The organism is Nocardia mexicana NBRC 108244 (genome assembly GCF_001613165.1).
GTDB lineage: Bacteria > Actinomycetota > Actinomycetes > Mycobacteriales > Mycobacteriaceae > Nocardia > Nocardia mexicana.
The window spans coordinates 178,930-197,746 of record NZ_BDBV01000022.1 but is presented as its reverse complement, the minus strand read 5'-3'; the positions used below and the strand labels follow the sequence as shown (position 1 = coordinate 197,746).

At 67.6% G+C, this 18,817-nt stretch carries 15 protein-coding genes; 7 read left to right on the top strand and 8 right to left on the bottom strand.

Going from position 1 to position 18,817, the window contains the following annotated elements:
- The first annotated feature begins 56 nt into the window (after positions 1-56).
- From NM1_RS09395 to NM1_RS09370, 6 genes are all read left to right on the top strand, one after another.
- A complete protein-coding gene (locus NM1_RS09395) occupies positions 57-1,127 on the top strand; it encodes a sugar ABC transporter substrate-binding protein (protein WP_068016662.1) in 1,071 nt (356 codons plus the stop codon).
- Positions 1,128-1,204: 77 nt separating this feature from the next.
- Positions 1,205-3,355, top strand: coding sequence for an ABC transporter permease (locus NM1_RS09390; protein WP_169814223.1), 2,151 nt, complete (start codon positions 1,205-1,207; stop codon positions 3,353-3,355).
- Entirely contained in the window at positions 3,352-4,437 is a 1,086-nt protein-coding gene (locus NM1_RS09385) for an SMP-30/gluconolactonase/LRE family protein (protein WP_068016656.1), read from the top strand. The genes NM1_RS09390 and NM1_RS09385 overlap by 4 nt, the downstream gene beginning before the upstream one ends.
- A 1-nt stretch (position 4,438) precedes the next feature.
- The gene (locus NM1_RS09380; protein WP_246010763.1) at positions 4,439-5,971 is read left to right on the top strand and encodes a sugar ABC transporter ATP-binding protein; all 1,533 of its coding nucleotides are present in this window, start codon (positions 4,439-4,441) and stop codon (positions 5,969-5,971) included.
- Between the two features lie 114 nt (positions 5,972-6,085).
- Positions 6,086-6,514: an ester cyclase gene (locus tag NM1_RS09375; RefSeq protein ID WP_068016654.1), complete on the top strand. Its 429-nt coding sequence runs from the start codon at positions 6,086-6,088 to the stop codon at positions 6,512-6,514.
- 30 nt (positions 6,515-6,544) lie between these two features.
- Positions 6,545-7,303 (top strand): SDR family NAD(P)-dependent oxidoreductase, encoded by a 759-nt coding sequence (locus NM1_RS09370; protein ID WP_068016650.1) that lies wholly within the window; start codon positions 6,545-6,547, stop codon positions 7,301-7,303.
- A gap of 178 nt (positions 7,304-7,481) precedes the next feature.
- Here NM1_RS09370 and NM1_RS09365 read toward each other — a convergent pair whose 3' ends face one another.
- The 3 genes from NM1_RS09365 to NM1_RS09355 all read right to left on the bottom strand — a co-directional run bounded on the left by NM1_RS09365 (position 7,482) and on the right by NM1_RS09355 (position 11,538).
- Positions 7,482-8,531 carry a zinc-dependent alcohol dehydrogenase family protein gene (locus tag NM1_RS09365; protein ID WP_068016647.1) on the bottom strand — a complete coding sequence of 350 codons (1,050 nt, stop codon included), beginning with the start codon at positions 8,529-8,531 and terminating at the stop codon, positions 7,482-7,484.
- A gap of 51 nt (positions 8,532-8,582) precedes the next feature.
- Positions 8,583-10,049: an aldehyde dehydrogenase gene (locus tag NM1_RS09360; protein WP_068016642.1), complete on the bottom strand. Its 1,467-nt coding sequence runs from the start codon at positions 10,047-10,049 to the stop codon at positions 8,583-8,585.
- Between the two features lie 61 nt (positions 10,050-10,110).
- Entirely contained in the window at positions 10,111-11,538 is a 1,428-nt protein-coding gene (locus NM1_RS09355) for an MmgE/PrpD family protein (RefSeq protein WP_068016640.1), read from the bottom strand.
- 256 nt (positions 11,539-11,794) lie between these two features.
- Between NM1_RS09355 and NM1_RS09350 the strand changes: the two genes are divergently transcribed.
- On the top strand, positions 11,795-12,904 hold the full coding sequence (locus NM1_RS09350; RefSeq protein WP_084519311.1) for a helix-turn-helix transcriptional regulator: 1,110 nt from the start codon (positions 11,795-11,797) through the stop codon (positions 12,902-12,904).
- Positions 12,905-13,003: 99 nt separating this feature from the next.
- On the opposite strand, the gene NM1_RS09345 is transcribed toward NM1_RS09350, so the two are convergent.
- The 5 genes from NM1_RS09345 to NM1_RS09325 form a co-directional block, all read right to left on the bottom strand.
- Positions 13,004-13,891 carry an HpcH/HpaI aldolase/citrate lyase family protein gene (locus NM1_RS09345; RefSeq protein WP_068016637.1) on the bottom strand — a complete coding sequence of 296 codons (888 nt, stop codon included), beginning with the start codon at positions 13,889-13,891 and terminating at the stop codon, positions 13,004-13,006.
- A 38-nt stretch (positions 13,892-13,929) separates the two neighbouring features.
- Positions 13,930-15,222 (bottom strand): MFS transporter, encoded by a 1,293-nt coding sequence (locus NM1_RS09340; RefSeq protein ID WP_068016635.1) that lies wholly within the window; start codon positions 15,220-15,222, stop codon positions 13,930-13,932.
- Between the two features lie 391 nt (positions 15,223-15,613).
- Positions 15,614-16,330 (bottom strand): GntR family transcriptional regulator, encoded by a 717-nt coding sequence (locus NM1_RS09335; RefSeq protein WP_068016944.1) that lies wholly within the window; start codon positions 16,328-16,330, stop codon positions 15,614-15,616.
- A 147-nt stretch (positions 16,331-16,477) separates the two neighbouring features.
- A complete protein-coding gene (locus tag NM1_RS09330) occupies positions 16,478-17,629 on the bottom strand; it encodes a CaiB/BaiF CoA transferase family protein (protein ID WP_068016632.1) in 1,152 nt (383 codons plus the stop codon).
- Positions 17,626-18,804: a CaiB/BaiF CoA transferase family protein gene (locus NM1_RS09325; protein ID WP_068016629.1), complete on the bottom strand. Its 1,179-nt coding sequence runs from the start codon at positions 18,802-18,804 to the stop codon at positions 17,626-17,628. Before NM1_RS09325 ends, NM1_RS09330 begins: the two co-directional genes overlap by 4 nt.
- Positions 18,805-18,817 lie beyond the last annotated feature (13 nt).

Here is an 18,817-nt window from a genome sequence, read left to right as displayed (position 1 = left end):
CATTCCGGCACAGAGCCTTTCCCACCCTAGTAATCCGAATTCAGGAGTGTTCAACGATGAGCAGGAAAAAGATACTCGCACTGGTGACGGCGGCGCTGGCGGCATTCGCGGTCGCCGGATGTTCGGTCGACAGTGGAGCGAGCGGCGGCGGCGAGGCGAGCGGTGACCAGGCTTTCGGCGCGAACGTGGAGTTGATGCCCGCCGTGCAGAAGGCCCACGACGTGATGAAGGACAAGAAGATCGCCTTCGTCCCGATCCTGTACAAAGGCTATGCCCTGACCGAGAACTGGGGCTCCACGATGGAGCGGGCGTTCGGCAGCCTCGGCGCCGACTTCGAGGTGTACGACGCCAATTTCAGCAGCGACCGGATGATCAGCATCATCAACGACCTCATCGCCCGCAAGGCCGTCGACGTCCTCGTCCTGCAGAATCAAGATCTGGGCCTGCTGGACAACGCGATTCAGCAAGCCGAACGTGCCGGAATCCGCACCGTGGTCCTCAATATGATGTCGACCCGGCTCGGCGACGCGTTCATCGGCGTCGACGTCCACCGCGCGGCGCGGACCATCGCGCAGCGAGCGGCCGACGACTGCGGCCGGCGCAACGCACCGAAGCAGGTCTCGGTGATCGACGGGCCCGGCAACGACCCCGCCTCGCTGCAGTGGAACCAGGGCATCCGCGAGGTGCTGGAGCCGCTCGGCTACACCGTGACCGTCTCGCATTCGCAGTTCCAGAACGCGGTGGCACAGCAGGCGGCGGATTCGATGCTGCAACAACAGCAGGGCAAGCTCTGCGGATTCCTGGTGACCTACGACGTCAACGCGGTCACCGTGGGTCAGACCGTCGCCAGCGCCGTCGCCCGCGGTCAGGTGGCGCCGGATTCGGTGGGCGTGTACACCTTCGACGCCAACAGCGGCACCTGCGAGGCCATGAAGCAGGGACTGGTCACCGCCTCGGTCGCCTACGACGTCCAGGGCATCGGCGAGGCCGCCGTCGCGGCGACCCAGCAGCTCATCCAGACCGGCGCCCAGCCCGGCAGCAGCCACACCGTCGCCTTCGTCGCCGACGCGCTGGTCGACAAGACCAATGTCGACGACATCTCCATCGCTTGCTACAAGGGCCGGTGAGCATGACCACGCACACCGACTCGGAATCGCCCCCGGCAAGCAGGTCATTGACCGCCGGGCGACGGGGAATCAAGCAATTGTCCAGGGGCGTCGACTCTTTCGCACTCACCGGCGGTCGCTGGACCGACCGCATCGCCCGCTACCGCACACTATCGGACCTGTTCGAGAAGCGGTGGATGGAGGGTGCCGTACCGCTGGCGCTCGCTCTGATTCTGTGCGCTTTCGTCCTCGCCACCACCCAGGTGGGCGCCGATAACGCGCCGCTCATCCTCGACCAGGCCACGGAATTCGGGTTGCTGGCCATCGGGCTCACCGTGGTGCTGGTCGGCGGTGGTATCGATCTGTCGGTCGGCTCGATCGTCGGCGTCGCCTCCATCGGGGCGATGGTGGCCAACCGGGTGTGGGACTGGCCGATGGCCGTCGTGGTGCCCGCGGCAGTCCTCACCGGTGCGGCACTCGGCGCGGTCAACGGTTTCCTGATCGCGCGGCTGAAGATGCGGCCGTTCATCACGACTCTCGTCACCTTCATCGCATTCGGCGGGGCCGCCACGGCGTTCCAGAACGCCTTCAGCACCCGGATCGGCGTCTCGAAGCCCGATATCGTCTGGGAATTCCTCGGGTTCGGCAAGATCGCCGGAATCCCGACCGAATGGTTCCTGTTCCTGGTCGTACTCCTCGTCGTGCACCTGGGGCTGACCCGGTCACGGTGGGGCTGGTGGGTGACGGCCGTGGGCTCGGATCGAAGATCCGCGCGCCGCAACGGAATTCCGGTCCTCGCTACCACCTTCTGGATCTACGTGCTGTCCGGTGCGCTGGCGGGACTGGCCGGTCTGCTGACCGCGGCCCGGCTCGGCCGCACCGACCCCAACGTCGGAAAGGGTTGGGAGATCATCGCTTTGACGGCCGTTGTGCTGGGCGGGGTGAGCCTCAAAGGCGGCCGCGGATCGGTGCTGCGAGCCACCGTCGGCGTGCTGGTGGTCGCGGTCGTGCAGCAGGCGACGATCTCCGAGGGCGCCCAGGGTTCCTACTACACGGTGATTCTGGCGGCGGTGCTGCTGGTTTTCACGATTCTGGACCTCGAATGGGGCAAGTACCGGCAGCGCACGGTCGAAAAACTCAAGATCGATCCGGCGCGGCTCGTGCTGCCTCCGCTGATCGATGTGACCGCGCCGGGCAGCGTCTGGAACCTCAACAGCAGGCTGACCGCGGCGCCGCCGATCGGGCTCGGGCAGATCCGCGGCGCCGAGGACTGCGCGGTCGACAACGACGGCAACGTGTTCTGCGGCGACCAGCGCGGCTGGGTGTGGAAGTTCGAGCCGGGCCGCACCGAGGGCGAAATCTTCTCTCGCACCGGCGGTTTCCCCTGCGGTCACGTCCTCGACAACGATGGGCAGCTGGTGGTCGCGGTCGGCGGCATGGGCGTCTACCGGATATCCCCCGACGGCGAGCACGAACTGCTGGCCAACAAGGTCAGGCGGAGCCGACTGTCGCTGCTCGACGATTCGGGGTTGCGCGCGATAGACGACCTCGATATCGCCCCCGACGGATCGATCTACGCCTCGGACTTCTCGACCCGAACCAATACGGCCGACTTCCTCGTCGAGCTGGTCGAGTTCCGGGCCAACGGGCGCGTCATCCGCATCGACCCGGACGGCAGCACCGATGTCGTCGTCTCCAATCACGTATTCCCCAACGGGATCTGCACCGCGCACGATGGCATGTCGATCCTGATCGTGAGCACCGGCCTGTGCCGAGTGGATCGACTGTGGATCGCCGGGCCCAAGCAAGGACAGCTCGAGCCCGTCCTCGAGAACCTGCCGGGGTACCCGGACAACCTCAACCGGTCCTCCGACGGCAACTACTGGCTTCCGCTGTGCGCCATGCGAACTCCGATGTCGGACCTGCTGCGCCGACATCCGGCTGTGCGGCGGCGCATGACTCGCGAAGTCTCCCTGGACAACTGGGTGGTGCCGCAGCTCAACATGTCGTGCGTGGTGAAGTTCGACGACCGCGGCGAGATCCTGCAGGTGCTGTGGGACGAGACGATGGAGAACTACCCGATGGTGACGTCGGTCAAGGAGCATGCGGGGCATCTCTATCTGTGCGGAGTCAGCAACAACCGCATCGGACGACTGCCTCTCGACGCGAGCGAGATCGGCTCGATCGACCCGGCGCAGGTGCCCGGCCTGGGCGGCAGCGCTCGTACCCCCGCCGAGGTGAACGCATGAATCGCACGGCCAGGACTGTTGCCGAATGGATCAATCCGGCGTGGGGGCGCCATCGCACGGTGCCGCCGATGGATGCGGGTCTGCGACCCAACCGCCGCCTGGACGAGGCCGCCGACCTGCTGCCGACGGGTGCCTACGAGCCCGACGACGTGATCGTAACCGACTCCGGCGCGGTGCTTTTCAGCAGCTCGAGTGCGGTTTTCGAGCTGCGTGACGAGCGGGTGCGCACGCTCGCCGAGCTGCCCGGACCGGTGGGCCCACTCGTGTGGCGGCAGGATCGGCTCATCGCGGCCGTCGAAGGCACCGGGTTGTTCTCGATCGATGCGGCGGGGACGGTCGAGGAGCTGTGCAGCGGGGGGCCGGTATCGTCCTGCGTCACCGATCTCGCCGTACTTCCCGACGGTTCGCTCGCGGCCACCGTGGGTTCGCGGCACGAGACGGCCGACGGCTGGTCTCGGGCCCTCGTGCGCGGAGACCGGTCGGGGCTCATCGTCCGGGTGGACGGCCCGGACGCACGGATCCAGGCCGAAAGCCTCGGCTGGCCGTCGGGAATCGAGGTCGCCTCCGACACCGAAGTGCTGGTGTCGCTGAGCCTGGATCATCGAATCGAGCTGCGCACCATCGCTTCTCCGGCTCGAACCGCCCGAGCGATCGCCGCGAACATGCCGCTGTACCCGGGGCGGTTGCGGACCGCCGCCGACGGCTGGTGGGTCGCGGCGCCCTACATCCGCAACCGTGTCACCGAAATGCTGCTGGACGAACCGAAGGTCATCGAGGAGATGGTGGCGGAGATCGACCCGGACGACTGGTTCGTGCCGCGGTTGCGCTGCGCGAACCCCTATACCGACACCATGCAGATGGGACAGCTGCGCGTACTCGGCGTGGTCAAACCGTGGGCTCCGGCCCGCTCGTGCGGGCTGGTGCTGCGCATCGACCGGACCGGCCGCGTCGTGGAGAGCGCCCACGCCCGAGTCGACAGCGAGCGGCACGGCATCACCGGGGTGGCGGTCGACGGCGACCATCTGGTCGCCGCCGCGAAGGGGTTCGGAAATCTGCTGCGGTTGCACAGTGAGGAGGAATGAGGTGGCAACGCGAATGCCGAACGGGGACAACGTGAGTGCGGTCACGAACGTGCCGGTCATCCGGCTGTCGGAGGTGAGCAAGCGCTACGGCGGTACCTATGCGCTGCGGGGGGTCGACTTCGACGTCCGGCCGGGCGAGATCCACGCCCTGCTGGGCGAGAACGGCGCCGGGAAATCGACCATGGTCAAGATCATCTCCGGCGCGGTCGCCCACGACAGCGGCACGGTGCAGGTCGACGGCCGCGAGTGCGCCTTCACGGCACCGAAAGACTCTGTGGACGCCGGGATTTCGATGGTGTACCAGGAGGGATCACTGGTCGAGTCGATGACGGTGGCGCAGAACCTTTTCATGGGCGACGAGAAGGTGTTCAACAATCTCGCTCACCTGAACATCGCCGCACGAGAACTGCTGGAATCCCACAACTTTCACATCCGCCCCGAGGTGGCGGTGGGAACGCTCGGCGTGGGCCAGAAGCAGATGGTCGAGATCGCCCGGGCCGTGCATCGAAATGCGAAGGTGGTGATCCTCGACGAACCGACCTCCTCGGTCACCCCCGAGGAACGCCTGCAGCTGTTCATGTCGATGCGGCATCTCGAGCGCCGGGGCATCGGCGTCATCTTCATCACCCACATGCTCGACGAGGCCTTCGAGCAGGCCGACCGCATCACCGTGCTGCGCGACGGGGAGGTGCAGGGCACACTGACCCGGCCGGAGTTCAGCCGCGACGAGGTGGTGCGAATGATGGTGGGCCGCAACGTCGAAATGCGCCGCGTGCCCGCCGGACGCCAACCGGAACCGATCCCCGTCCTGGAGGTCGAGGACGTGACATTACTACCGGTGGTGCGCAACATGTCGTTCTCCGCATACGCCGGTGAGATCGTCGGAATCTACGGACTGGTGGGCGCGGGCCGCAGCGAGGTCGCGATGATCGTCAGCGGAATCATGAAGCGGCGCAGGCTCCGTGGCGGCATCACGCGGTTGAACGGTCGCGAGGTCCGGTTCCGGACGCCGCGCCACGCGCGCAAGGCGGGCATCGTCTATATCACCGAGGACCGTAAGGCCTCGGGCTTCTTCAGCCACCTGACCATCGCCGACAACATCTATCTGGGCCATCTGTGCGGTGCCGCGCGCCTCCCCCTGGTAGTACGGCCAGGAGCCAAAAAGTCTGTGGCACAACGGTTCGTCGAGCGATTCCAGGTGCGAACCCTGCAACCGCACCGCGCGACGCTCGAGGAGCTCAGCGGCGGCAATCAGCAGAAGGTCGTGCTCGCCAAGGGCCTCACCCGCACACCGCTCGTCGCGATCATCGACGAACCGACGCGCGGTGTGGACCTCGGGACCATCCCCGAGATCCACGCCATGATCCGCGGCCTCGCCGACGACGGTGTCGCCGTCGTCGTCATCTCGTCGTATATGCCGGAGATCCGCGCCCTCTCGGACAGGATCCTGGTCGCGAAGAACGGCACGATCGCGGCCGAATTCGATCCCGAGGAGGCCGACGAGACCCGGCTGATGTTCGCGGCGGTGCACTGAGGAGGACAGGCGTTGGCGCACAGACCCTTTCACATCACACAGACATGACGCATAATATATTTAACATCTTCGATCTCGGGCGTCCTCGCCCGCGCTATCCGAAAGGCCACCGCCATGAGCGAGCTGACCGACCTCGTCCACAAGCACTACGACGGCCTGGAGTCCGGCAATCTCGAGCTGGCCGCCAGTCCGTTCGCCGACGACGTCGCGGCCGAGTTCCCCACCGGCCCACTGCAGGGCATCGACGCGCTGCGAGGCCTGATCCAGGCCTTCATCACCGCTTTCCCCGATATGAAGATCGACCGCCGCAACATCTGGCGAGACGGCGACACCGCGATCGCCGAACTGACGTTCTCCGGCACTCAGACCGGCCCGCTGGCCACCGCGCAGGGCGAGGTGCCCCCGTCCGGCCGCGCGGTGACCTTCCCGCTCGTCGACACCTTCACCGCACGCGACGGCAAGGTCGTGGAGCACCGCGTGTACTGGGACAACGCCTCGTTCCTGACTCAGCTGGGCCTGCTGCCGGACCCCGCCGCGAGCTGAACCGACAACAACACCGACAGGAGACACATCATGGCCGAAATCGAAGGACGCTCCATCATCGTGACGGGCGGCGCGAGTGGCATCGGGGAGTCGGCCGCACGGCTCTTCGCGGAGCGGGGCGCCAAGGTCACCATCGCCGACGTCACGACCGAGGCGGGCGAGGCGCTGGCGAAACAATTGACCGCCGAGGGCCATACCGCCCAGTTCGTCACGGTGGACGTGACCGACGAGGCGCAGGTGGAGGCCATGGTCGCCGCCGCGGTGTCCGCCTACGGCGGGCTCGACGGCGCCTTCAACAACGCGGGCGTACCCAACACCGGGAAGAACCTGGTCGACGTGACGCGCGAGGAATTCGACCGGATCTTCGCCATCAATGTCACCGGCCCGTTCCTCTGCATGAAGTACGAGATCCCGGCGATGATCCGGACCGGCGGCGGCGCGGTCGTCAACACCGCCTCCGTCGGGTCGTTCATCTATATCCCGAAGGCCGCCGAGTACACCGCCTCCAAGCACGCCCTCGCCGGTCTGACGAAGGCGGCGGCCGCCGAGTACGGCGAGCAGGGTGTTCGCGTCAACGCCATCGGCCCGTCGACGGCCAAGACCCCGATGTACCTCGAGTATCTCGAGAAGAACCCGTCCTACGCCGACACGGTCGCCGCCACGCATGCGCTGCGGCGGGCGAGCGAGCCCGTCGAACACGCCGAGGCCGCGCTGTGGCTGCTGTCGGATGCCGCATCGTTCGTCACCGGCGTGACGCTCGCGGTCGACGGCGGATACACGCTGTACTGACGCCGGAACCGGTACAGCGGGGCCGTGGCAGCCGAGCTGCCACGGCCCTTCTGCTTCGCCCCCGATCGTCCCCCGGGTGCTTGTCCGCACCGTGCACAGGTGATAACGCACTGTGAAACGCATTGCGCCGAAGAGAGATACGATATCTCTCTTCGGCGCGCAGCACCCTCCGCCGGGCTCAGAACTCGATGACGGCCTTCCCGCCGGTCTGCTTGTCGAACTCCCGGTAGGCGTCCTCGGCGTCGTCCAGGCTCCAGTGGTCGGTGAAGACCTTGTCGGCGTCGACGCCGTGGGTGGCGATGAATCGAGCGCACTCGCCCTGTCCCACAACGGAAAAGGTGTAGGAGCCGACGATCGTCAACTGTTTGCGGATGATGTCGGGACTGACGTTCAGCGTCACCTCACCGCCCTCCCCGACGAATCCGACCCGACCCCAGGGGGACGTGGCCCGGACCGCGGCCACCCGCGCGGCCGCCGCTCCCGAGCAGTCCAGCGCACGGGTCACACCCTTGCCGCCGGTAAGCTCGCGGATCGCCTCCACCACATCCGTCGCGCCGGAGTCGATCGCATGCGCGGCGCCGAATTCTGTTGCGCGAGCAACTCGTTCACTCGCGACGTCGACCGCGATGACCTCGGCGCCCATAGCGGCCGCCAGCTGCACGGCGGCCTGGCCGACCGGCCCCTGACCGAAGATCGCGACGGTGTCGCGAGCGTTCAGATCCAGGCGCACCAGCCCGCCGAAGGCCGTTCCGGTCCCGCACGCGATCGCCGCGCCGGCGGCGAAGCTCAGCTCGTCGGGCAAAGGGACGAGGGTGCGGGCGGGCACCTTGATGTAGTCGGCGTGACCCCCGTGGGCGGTCGCCCCGAAGATCTTGGCGCCCCGCTCGCACATCTGCGTCCACCCCGTGCGGCAGCGATCACAGAACCCGCAACCGTCGTAGTGGTGGACCATCACCCGGTCACCTACCCGCACGACACGGTCGTCGACGTCGGCTCCGACCTCGACGACGACGCCGCACGGCTCGTGCCCGGCGATGATCCCGGCCCCGTCGCCCTGTAAACCGAACGCCGCCAGCGCTTCTCCCGCGGGCGCTCGATAGAACCTGAGATCACTCCCGCACATACCGGACGCTTTGATCTCGACCACCGCGTCCGCGGGACCCGGTTCCGGGTCGTCGAACGAGGCGATCTCCAGCTCGCGATCACCGTTGAACACAATGCCGCGCATCGGTATTCCTCCAGTTTTCCGGCCGCCGCCGGGTCGATCCGTTGTTTCTCGTCAGGACAGGGAATCCGCCAGCTCGGGCGGCAGGCCGTAGGACTTCGGCTCCACGTAGCCGTCGAAGCCTTCGAGCCCGGCCTCGCGGCCGATGCCGCTGGACTTGAATCCCCCGATCGGAGAATGGAATCCGACCACGTTGCCGTTCAGTTCCACGGTCCCCGTGCGGATGCGGCGCGCGACCGCCAGCGCGTGCGCGGGGTCGGCGGCGAACACCGATCCGTTGAGCCCGAACTCCGAGTTGTTGGCGATCGCGACGGCCTCGTCCTCGTCGCGGAAGCTCAGCACCGACAGCACCGGCCCGAAGATCTCCTCCTGCGCGATCCGCATATTCGGCTCGACACCGGCGAAGACGGTCGGCTCCACGAACCACCCGTGGTCCAGACCGGACGGACGGCCACCACCCACCGTGACCTTCGCGCCCTCACTGCGGCCGATCTCGATATAGCCCTCGATCATGGCGCGCTGGCGCGCGCTCACCACCGGCCCGACCTCCGTCGCCGGATCGGCCGGATCGCCGACCGGCATAGATTCGACCATGGCCGTCAGCCGATCCAGGAGTTCCGCCTCCCGGCTGCGCGCGACCACGATGCGGGTCTTGTTGCTGCACGCCTGCCCGTTGTTGCGCATCGACAGCTTCCGGATCTGGCCGATCGCCAGGTCGAGATCGGCGTCGTCGAGGATGACCGCGGCGGACTTGCCGCCGAGTTCCAGGGTCACCCGCCGCAGATCCCGCCCGCACAGTTCGGCCACGCGCCGCCCGGCCGCGGTGGATCCGGTGAACGACACCTTGTCCAGGTCCGGATGCGTCACGAGGTGCTCACTGACCCCGCGATCGGCGGGCAATATGTTGACCACGCCGTCGGGAAGCCCTGCGGCTTGGAGGATTTCGGCGAACAGATAGGCGTTGAGCGGCGCCTCGGGCGCGGTCTTCAGGATCACCGTACATCCGGCGAGCAGGGCCGGGCTCAGCTTGAGCATCGTGATCTGCAGCGGTACGTTCCACGGAATCACCGCCGCGACAACGCCGATCGGCTCCCGAGTCACCAAACCCGTTCCGCTGGAAGACCTCCGGATCGTGCTCCACTCGTATCGCGGTGCGAGTTCGAGGAAGGCGTCCAGCAGCATCTTCGCCCCGAGCGACTGCGCGCCACGCGACAACGTGATGGGACTGCCCATCTCCGCGGTGATCAGCTGGGCTATCTCCTCCTGCCGCTCCCCCAGCCCGGCGCTGACCCGGCTCATCACCTCCATCCGCTCGGACAGCGGCAGCTGCGGCCACGGTCCGTGATCGAAGGCGTGCCGGGCCGCCGAGACGGCCCGATCCACATCCGTGGTCGAGGACAGCGGCACCTCGGCCACCACCTGCTCGGTATAGGGCGAGATCACCTGAATCTTCTCGGTCGCCGTCGGATCCGTCCACCGGCCGCCGATGAACAGTTTCGTGTAGTTGCCTTGCCAGACCATCGTCTTCTCCTCGCACCGACCCGCACTGCTGACGGGTCGGCGACTAGCTTCTGAATGATTTTCAGTTGGTATCGGTGCCGAGCTGCCGCATGACGACCCCGAAGTCGTCCACCTCGTCGAGCTCGAACACCGCCTCGACCACGCTGTCCATCCGGGCCTCGGAGAGGACGCCCTCGGCGTTGACGCGGAACTTGGCGATCAGCTCGTCGTCGGTCATCCGGGTGGTCGGATCGGGCGAGGGACTGCCCTTCGGGAATCGGCGCTCGGCGGCGAAGGTGGTGCCGCGCGCGTCGACCTCGACCCGCGCCGGGCGGGCCGACGGATGGGCCGCGAGTTCGGCGAAGTAGTCCGGGTGCGGCTGGAAGGTGACGCGGTCCATCAGCCGCATGACCGAGTCGCTGAAGACGAGCTCCGGATCGTGCCACCGCTTGCTGGGCAGCACGTGATGTGCCCCCACGGCCAGGCCGTGCGCGATGCTGAACTGCGCGTCGTGGGTGTGCTCGATGGCGTTGCTCAGCCACAGCGGATGCAGCACGGCCGCCTCACCCCAGCACCGGATGGCGTCGATCTCGTCGGCCTTCAGGTCGTTGCGCTCGACGATCTCGGTCAGCGCGTGCAGCGGGCCGTGCAGAATCCGGCAGTGCGGATAGGGCTTGAAGGTCTGCTCGGCGGGGAACAGCCAGTTCTCACCCAGATCCTCGAGGATCCGGTCCGGCTCCCACCGCTGGGTGCCGATGAAGCGCCGGTACCCGTACTCGGCGTCGTCGAGCACCGGCAGATCGCCCCGGTGACCCAGCTCGGCCATGTAGGCGGCGGTGAGCGACGCCTGGGTGAGCGCACCGGCCAGCGAATACTTGATGGTCGCGGTGGGGGCATGCGCAGTCCACGAGCGCTGGGAGTTCACCGGAGAGGTACTCGCCGCGATCGCGAGAGCATTCGCCAACACCGCGGGTGAGTAGTCCCCGAGTCGGCCGACGGCAGCGGTCGCCCCGAAGATCGTGTTGCTGTAACCGAGGACGTTCGCGAGATTCATCTTGCCGTCCTTGACATCACGCAGATAGTCCATGGCCTTGTAGAACCGGAACGACATCTCGTGGGCCAGCGCGATCGCGGCGATCACGTCCCGGCCGGAGCGGCTCCGGCTCTCCGAGACGGCCATGATCTGCGGAAGGACGTAGGGCGTCACGTGCCCCGGCGGCAGCACGGCGTCGAAGTCCAGGGCGTTGATCAGCTCGCCGTTGGCGAAGGCCGCACCGAAGATCGAGACCCGGTCGGCGGTTCCGATGATCGTCGCATCACCGTTGGACCCGCCGGTCAGCCGTCCGTACTCGATGCCGATCCTGCCCTTGTGCTGGTCGACCGCACCCAGGGCACACCCCATCGAATCCAGCAGAATGCGCTTGGATTCGACCACCGCCCGCTCGGGCAAGCGCGAATAGTCGACCTGGGTGGTGAAGTCGGCGAGCTGTTCGACGATCGTCTTCGACACGAACGGATTCCTCTCGAGTACGGCCCTCGCCCACAGCGGGGCGGAGGTTGACGCATGCGGCCACACCGGATCTGTGACCCCGATTACAACCATGGACCTCGGTGCGAGGTCGTAGCATCTGTCCCTCGTCCGATTCGACTACGACCTTCGGACGATCGACACGGCCACCGCTGCCCGATCTCGTCGCGCGTCGTCGTTTGTCATCGACAATGATTTGACATAATATATTGTTACGTTACGCACCTCGGAGACGACAGTGGCCACCGGAACCCTCGATACGCACCACCGCGGCATGATGCTCGACGCCGATCTGAGCGGGCGGATCCGCGATCTCACCGCGGCGGTGAGCCGCACGCTGGGCCGGGAGTTCCCCGTCCGCGACCTCCTCCCGGCGTCCGCCGCCAGACAACTGCTCCGCTATTTGTGGGACGCCACCGTGGCGGATCTGACCACCCTCGCGAACACGCACGCCGAGCCCGGACGGGTGGCCGAACTGACCGTGCTGCTGGCCCGCATCCGCGACGCCGAGGGCGAAGTCGACGAGATCCGCGTGTCCGAAGGCGTGGAGATGATGCACCGGGTCCGCCGGGCGCTGGCGCGCCTGCACGATGCGACCACAGCCGACGACCTGCTGGCCCGCGCCCCCGAGGCGGTGTGCACGCTCGGATTCGATCGCGCGCTGGTGTCCACGGTCGACGAGTCGTTCTGGCATCTGCACACCATGTGCGTCATCGGCGACCAGCGGCTGGCGGAGGAGATGGTGACGGCCGGCCGCAGCAGGCCGCCGCGACTCGACGGCACGCTCATCGAATCCGATATCGTCCGGCACGCGCGCCCGGGGCTGGCCCTCGACGTCCAGCACAATCCGCGGGTCGACCGGACGCTGGTGAAGATGTCCGGTTCGACCTCGTACGGGATCGCCCCGCTCACGGTCCGGGGCAAGGTCGTCGGCCTGGTGCACGGCGACTGCCACCGCCCGCACCGCGACGTGGACGCCACCGACCGCGCCGTCCTCGACCTGTTCGCCGAGGGGCTGAGCCACTCGCTCGCCCGCCTCCGGGTCCTCGACGGGCTCGCCGACCTGCGCCGAGGCATGGACCAGCTCACCACCGACGTGAATATCGCTGCCCGGCAGGCTGTTCCGGCTCCCGCCCCGGCCCATCCGCTGCTGTCGAGCCGCGAGGTCGAGGTGGTCGAGCTGCTCGCCGCGGGCGAGCCGAACCGCCTCATCGCGCGCAAGCTCTCGATCTCGGAGGGCACGGTCAAAACCCACGTCACCCATATCCTGCGCAAACTCGGCGCCGCCAACCGCGCCGAGGCGGTCGCGTATTGGCTGCGCGATACCGCCACCCGACACGGACACTGACCCCGCGACCGGACGAGTCGTAACCCTCAGCCGCGCAGTAACTTCCGCAACGCGGTCGGCCCCGAGGCTTATACCCCGGGGCCGACCGTCGGAACACTCCTAGACGCCGATGGCATCCGCCAGCTCGATGACGGCCTCGGCCGTCTTCACATGGGCCAGGTCGATGTGCACACCCTCGAAATCGACCGCGCCGCTGCCGTTCGCCTCGGCCTCCCGGAACGCCGAGATCATGCGCCGGTAGAAATCCACCGTGTCCTCGGAGGGGGTGAACACCTCGTTGGCGATGGCGATATGCGACGGGTGGATGCAGACCATCCCCCGGAATCCCAGCCGCCGGGAATCCTCCGCGAACCGCCGGTACCCGTCGAGATCCTTGATGTCCTGCCACACGCCCGTCACCGGATGTGTCTGCCCGGCCGCGCGCGCCGCCACCACGATGCGGCTGCGCTGATACAGGGTCTCCAGACCCTCGAGGGTGAATTCGAAACCCAGCTCCCGGCCGACGTCCGCATTCGGGCCGGTCGCGCCGAGCAGGCTCCACACCCGCGGGCATGCGGCGGCGATCTCCTCGCAGTGCGCCACCGACACCGCCGTCTCGAAGCTGATGATCAGCCCGACCGAACCGGATTCCAGGCCCTCGCGCTCCTCGATGTGGGCCACGACGGCGTCGATGCGCCGGACTTCCTCCGCCGTGTACACCTTCGGCAGGAACAGTCCCGCCACCCCCGCGACGATCGCGGCCTCGGCATCGGCGCCGAAATGACCGCTGTCGTAACTGTTGGGCCGCACCCACACGTCGGGCCGCACGTTCTGCTCGCGCAGCCGGCCGATGGTGTCCCGTACGGTCAGCCGCGCGGCGGGCTTGTCCGCGACCGGCACCGAATCCTCCATATCGAGTATCAGCGCATCGGTTCCGGCGGCGACCGCCTTCTCCGCCCAGGTCGGTTTGTGCCCGGGAACGAACAGCATCGAACGATACGGCTTCACGGTTCTTCTCCTTCAACGTGTCGTTAACGCATTATATATTAAGTATCCGCAACGGCCTCGTCTGCCGCGGCCTCCACACCGTCCATCCGGTTGTGCCGGGTCTCGGGCAACGCGAGGACGCACCCCAGGCTGATCAGGCACAGGACGGCGAGAAACGCCCCGAATGCCAGGCCGCCGTAGGCCTCGGTGATCGCGGAGGCGACCAGCGGAGGGACCGCGCCGCCCAGAATGCCTGCCACGTTGTAGGTGGCGCCGCTGGCGGTATACCGGTACCTGGTCCGGAACAACTCCGGCAGGAAGGCACCGACCGGGCCGTAGGCGGCGCCGGCGATGAGCGTCGTCACCGACGCGCAGACGGCATAGGTGACGACCCCACCGGCCTCGACGATCGGAAACAGCACCACCGCCCACAACACGGCAACCGCGTTGGCCGCCACCAGGATTCGCCTGCGGCCGATCCGATCGGAGAGCCAGGCGCTCAGGGTCATCGAGACCCAGAACACCGATCCGGGCACGATGCTGATCGCCAGGACGGTGGTCCGGCTCAGGTGCAGGTGTGATGTCCCGTAGGTCAGGAAGTAGCTGACCGCGATGTAGTAGAACGCGAACACCATCACCAGCAGGCCGGACGCCAGCATGACCTCGCGCGGCTGCCGCTTGACCGCCTCGAGCAGCGGGATCGAGGCGATGCCGTGCCGCTCGGCTTCCTCGGCGAATACCGGAGTCTCGTCGATCCGCAGCCGCACGACGAGACCGACCACGACCAGGGCCAGGCTGGTGAGGAAGGGGATCCGCCACCCGAAATCCTCGAATGTCTCGTTGCTCATGGTCGCGCCGGTGACGAGGAAGGTGCAGCTGGCCAGCACCAGCCCGACGGAACCGCCGAACGATCCGAACACCGACCAGAATCCGCGCCGCCCGCGCGGCGCGTTCTCCGCCGCCATCAGGGTCGCCCCCGTCCATTCGCCGCCGACCGCGAGGCCCTGCAGAAATCGCAGCACCACCACCACGATCGGCGCGATCACCCCGACCTGGTGCGCCGTCGGCATGACGCCCACGGCGGCCGTGGCCGCACCCATGATCAGCAGTGTCGCGACGAGCGTCCGCTTGCGGCCGATCCGATCACCGAAGTGCCCGAACAGGATCGATCCCACCGGCCGGGCGACGAACGCGACACCCAGTGTCGCGAACGACGCGACCGTGCCGGCCGCGGACCCCAGCGCCGGGAAGAACACCTTGGGAAAGACCAGTGCCGCCGCCGTGGCGAAGATGAAGAAGTCGTAGTACTCGATGACGGTACCGATACCGCCCGCGATCGCAATTCGCCGCATCGTACCGGGAGTTGCGTGGAATGTTCCGGTCACCTGTGTGGCCCTATCTCTTCGAGCGTCGCCCGGAGAAACGCACCGGGCCCAGCCAGAGTGTAGTAGCGCACAATATATAATGTGGCGAATCTGGATAGTTGCCGCCCGCCGCGCGACAGTCGCCCTTCCGGCGGATGGCACAGCCGAATTGCCTAGCGAGACATCATCGCAGAACAGACCGGCACGGAGTTCTCCCCGGCAGCGAAAGATACTGCCACGCAGTTACTTCGAGCGGAGCACGACGCCAGCACGCGATGGCGGGCCGATACGGACCCGCGCGCGACACCCGGCCGACACGCACTGGTACACACACAGCCGCGGCGGCTCTCGGCAGGTTCGCGTGGTGTCGAGTTGCGGCCTAAGCCGTGGACTTCCGGTCTTCGTCCGACCACAGACCCTGGTTCTCGAGCATGGCGACGAGTTCGTCGGCGCCGGCCATGATGTGGTCGCGCATCAGGGTGCTCGCCGCCTTCCCGCGCCGTTTCCGCAACGCCTCGAGGATCGCGGGGTGCTCCTGCAGCGCCTCCGTGCCATGGCCCTCGATATCGTTGTAGAACCGGTCGGGCAGCTGCCGGACTATCGAGCGCAACAGCATGGCGAGGCGGCGCGAATCGGCGGCCAGGTTGATCGTGCGGTGGAATTCGTGGCCGAGTTGCACGACCAGCGCCGGATCCTTGCCGCTCTCGACCGCCGCGGCATGCCTTGCCGTCACATCGGCGAGGTGATCCAGCTGCGTGGTGGAGATGGACTTCGCGGCACGCGCGGCCAGTTCACCGGCCAAAGTCGCCTGCGCCCAGAAGATGTCGCGCACGTCCTGGCGGCTGAAGGCGGAGACCATGAAGCCGCGCCGCGGCACCAGCTCGACGAAACCCTCACCGCTGAGCAGCAACAGGCCCTCGCGCACCGGTGTATTGCTGACACCCACCGCCTCCGCGATGGGTTCGGTGCGCAGGAAGTCGCCCGGCCGTACCCGTCCGGAGACGATGAGCTCCCGGACATAGCTTGCGACATCCTCGGAAAGCTGCTGTCGCGGCGAGTTCGAACTACGCGGCAGTCCCCGCGTCGTCGATTCCATGAAGGCTCGGTCCTTTCCGGTCGGCACTTCTATGCATTATGCCTCATGCTTTCCGGAACAAAACATTCGAGCGGCCGCGTGGCGTCTGCTCTTACCCGGCGACCAGGACCGCCTTGCCTTCGGCCAACGGTCAGGCTCGCCCTGCCTTTACTCAGCGATCGAGCTGCCGAATTCCTCCCTGATCGCCTCGGTATCGGCGCCCAGTTCCGGTACCCGGCCCGATACCGGGGCCCAGCCGCGAGCGAGGGCGGGCGGCAGCAGCGCGGGCAGCGGTCCGGCGGTGGAGTCTATGTCGTGCCACCGATCCCGGGCTGCCAGTTGCGGGTGCTCGGCCAGCTCACGCACGCCGTTGAGGCGGGCATTGCCGATTCCGGCCGCATCGGCCAGGCGCTGGATCTCGGCGAGATCGCGCTTCGCACACCAGGTTCCGACGATCTCGTCGAGTTCGGCACGGTGGGCCACGCGGTCGTGGTTGTGGGCGTAGCGCGGATCCGCTGACAGCTCCGGGCGGTCCAGCAGATCCGTGGTGAGACGGCGCCATTCGCGGTCGCTGGTGGTGCCGAGCACCGCCGTCTGCCCGTCGGCGGTCGGGTAGGCGCCGTAGGGGGCGATCATCGGCGACCCCATCCCGACGGGCTCGGGTTCCGTTCCGGCGTGCAGCACCTGATTCAGCGCGAAGCCCATCATTTCCGCGACGACGTCGAGCATGGCGATCGGGATGACCGCGCCGCGACCGCTGCGGTCGCGTTCGTACAGCGCGGCGAGCACGCTGGAGTACGCGTAGAGCGCGGTGCCGATATCCGCGATGGGAATACCGGGTTTGACTGGGGCACCGGGCATTCCGGTGATCGCGCAGGATCCCGCCTCGGCCTGCACGAGCAGGTCGTAGGCACGCTTGTGGTCCAGCGGCCCGCCACGGCCGTAGCCGGAGATATCGACGACGATCAGCCGCGGGTAGCGCTCGGCCAGCTCCTCCGGCGCGAATCCGAGGCGGCCGAGGGCGCCGGGCCCCAGGTTGGACACCAGCACATCCGCCCGCTCCAGCAGGCCCGTGAACACGTCCGCGTCCGCCGGGTCGGTCAGATCCAGTGCCGCGGATTCCTTGCCGTGGTTGAGCCAGACGAAATGCGCGGCCATCCCCCGCACCACCCGGTCGTAATGGCGGGTCGAGTCCCCGAACCCGGGTTGTTCGATCTTGATCACCCGGGCGCCCAGATCCGCGAGGTGCCGGGTGCACAGCGGGGCGGAGATGGCCTGCTCGAGGCCGACGACGGTGATGCCGGACAGCGGCGTGGTCATTCCCCGGTCTCCTTCGTCATCACCTGTGCGGCAATGTATTCGGCAACATCGGTATCGGTCCGGACGCTCCAGCGCGTGATCAGTTCACCCGTGTCGAGCCGCTCGGACGGCGGGACGGCCGGAACGCGGGCGGGAGTGCGGCTCAGCCGCGGCGCGGGGGCGGGCTGCAGTACGCCGCCGACGGTGTGGAACAGCTCGCGCGCGGCGTTGTGCGGGTGGTCGGCCGCCTCGCCGAACGACAGCACCGGCGTCACGCAGGCATCGGTTCCCGTGTAGATCTCCGCCCACTCCGCACGGGTGCGCCGCGCTATCGCGGCGCCGATCAGTTCGCGCAGCCGCGGCCAGGCCCGGCGGTCGTCCTGATCGGGCCAGTCCCGGGTATCGACTCCCAGCCGCGCGATGAATTCGGCGTAGAAATCGGGTTCCAACGCACCCACCGCGAGGTAGCGGCCGTCCGCGCATCGATAGGTGTCGTAGAACGGCGCACCGGAGTCCAGGTAATTGGTCCCGGGCTCGTCGGAGTACAGGCCCGCCGCGCGCAGGCCCTGCAGCTTGGCGGTCAGCAATGCCACGCCGTCGACCATGGCCGCGTCGACCACCTGTCCGCGTCCCGACTTCCATGCCTCCAGCAGCGCGCACACGATGCCGAAGGCGCCGAGCGTCGCGCCGCCCGCGTAGTCGCCGAGCAGGTTGATCGGCGGCCGGGGCGGCTCACCCGCGCGGGCCATGGCGTGCAGGGCGCCCGCCTGCGCGACGTAGTTGATGTCGTGCCCGGCTTCGGTTGCCAGCGGCCCGGTTTGGCCGTATCCGGACAATCTGGTATAGACGATCTCCGGGTTGCGCGCGAGCAGCACATCGGGGCCCACCCCGAGCCGTTCGGCCACGCCGGGCCGGTACCCCTCGATGAAGACGTCCGACACCGCGGCCAGCCGCAGCACGTCCTCGATCCCCCCGGGATCCTTGAGATCCACCGCGATCGAGTCGACTCCGCGGTTGACCACGTCGTGGTCGTCGCGCAGGCCGTCGGTCTGACCGAGTGACCGCGCGGACCGGTGCGACGGGCGCACCACCCGCACCACGTCCGCACCCATATCCGCCAAGAGCATCCCGGTAAACGGCACCGGTCCCATACCGGCCAGGACCAGGACGCGCACTCCGGCCAATGGTCCACTCATCACATGCACTCCT

What these genes read in the sequence shown, in the direction of transcription:
- NM1_RS09340 (WP_068016635.1), bottom strand. Translation starts at nt 15,222, where the DNA reads ATGCGGCGAATTGCGATCGCGGGCGGTATCGGTACCGTCATCGAGTAC.
- NM1_RS09375 (WP_068016654.1), top strand. Translation starts at nt 6,086, where the DNA reads ATGAGCGAGCTGACCGACCTCGTCCACAAGCACTACGACGGCCTGGAG.
- NM1_RS09330 (WP_068016632.1), bottom strand. Translation starts at nt 17,629, where the DNA reads ATGACCACGCCGCTGTCCGGCATCACCGTCGTCGGCCTCGAGCAGGCC.
- NM1_RS09360 (WP_068016642.1), bottom strand. Translation starts at nt 10,049, where the DNA reads ATGGTCTGGCAAGGCAACTACACGAAACTGTTCATCGGCGGCCGGTGG.
- NM1_RS09385 (WP_068016656.1), top strand. Translation starts at nt 3,352, where the DNA reads ATGAATCGCACGGCCAGGACTGTTGCCGAATGGATCAATCCGGCGTGG.
- NM1_RS09325 (WP_068016629.1), bottom strand. Translation starts at nt 18,804, where the DNA reads ATGAGTGGACCATTGGCCGGAGTGCGCGTCCTGGTCCTGGCCGGTATG.
- NM1_RS09370 (WP_068016650.1), top strand. Translation starts at nt 6,545, where the DNA reads ATGGCCGAAATCGAAGGACGCTCCATCATCGTGACGGGCGGCGCGAGT.
- NM1_RS09335 (WP_068016944.1), bottom strand. Translation starts at nt 16,330, where the DNA reads ATGGAATCGACGACGCGGGGACTGCCGCGTAGTTCGAACTCGCCGCGA.
- NM1_RS09365 (WP_068016647.1), bottom strand. Translation starts at nt 8,531, where the DNA reads ATGCGCGGCATTGTGTTCAACGGTGATCGCGAGCTGGAGATCGCCTCG.
- NM1_RS09395 (WP_068016662.1), top strand. Translation starts at nt 57, where the DNA reads ATGAGCAGGAAAAAGATACTCGCACTGGTGACGGCGGCGCTGGCGGCA.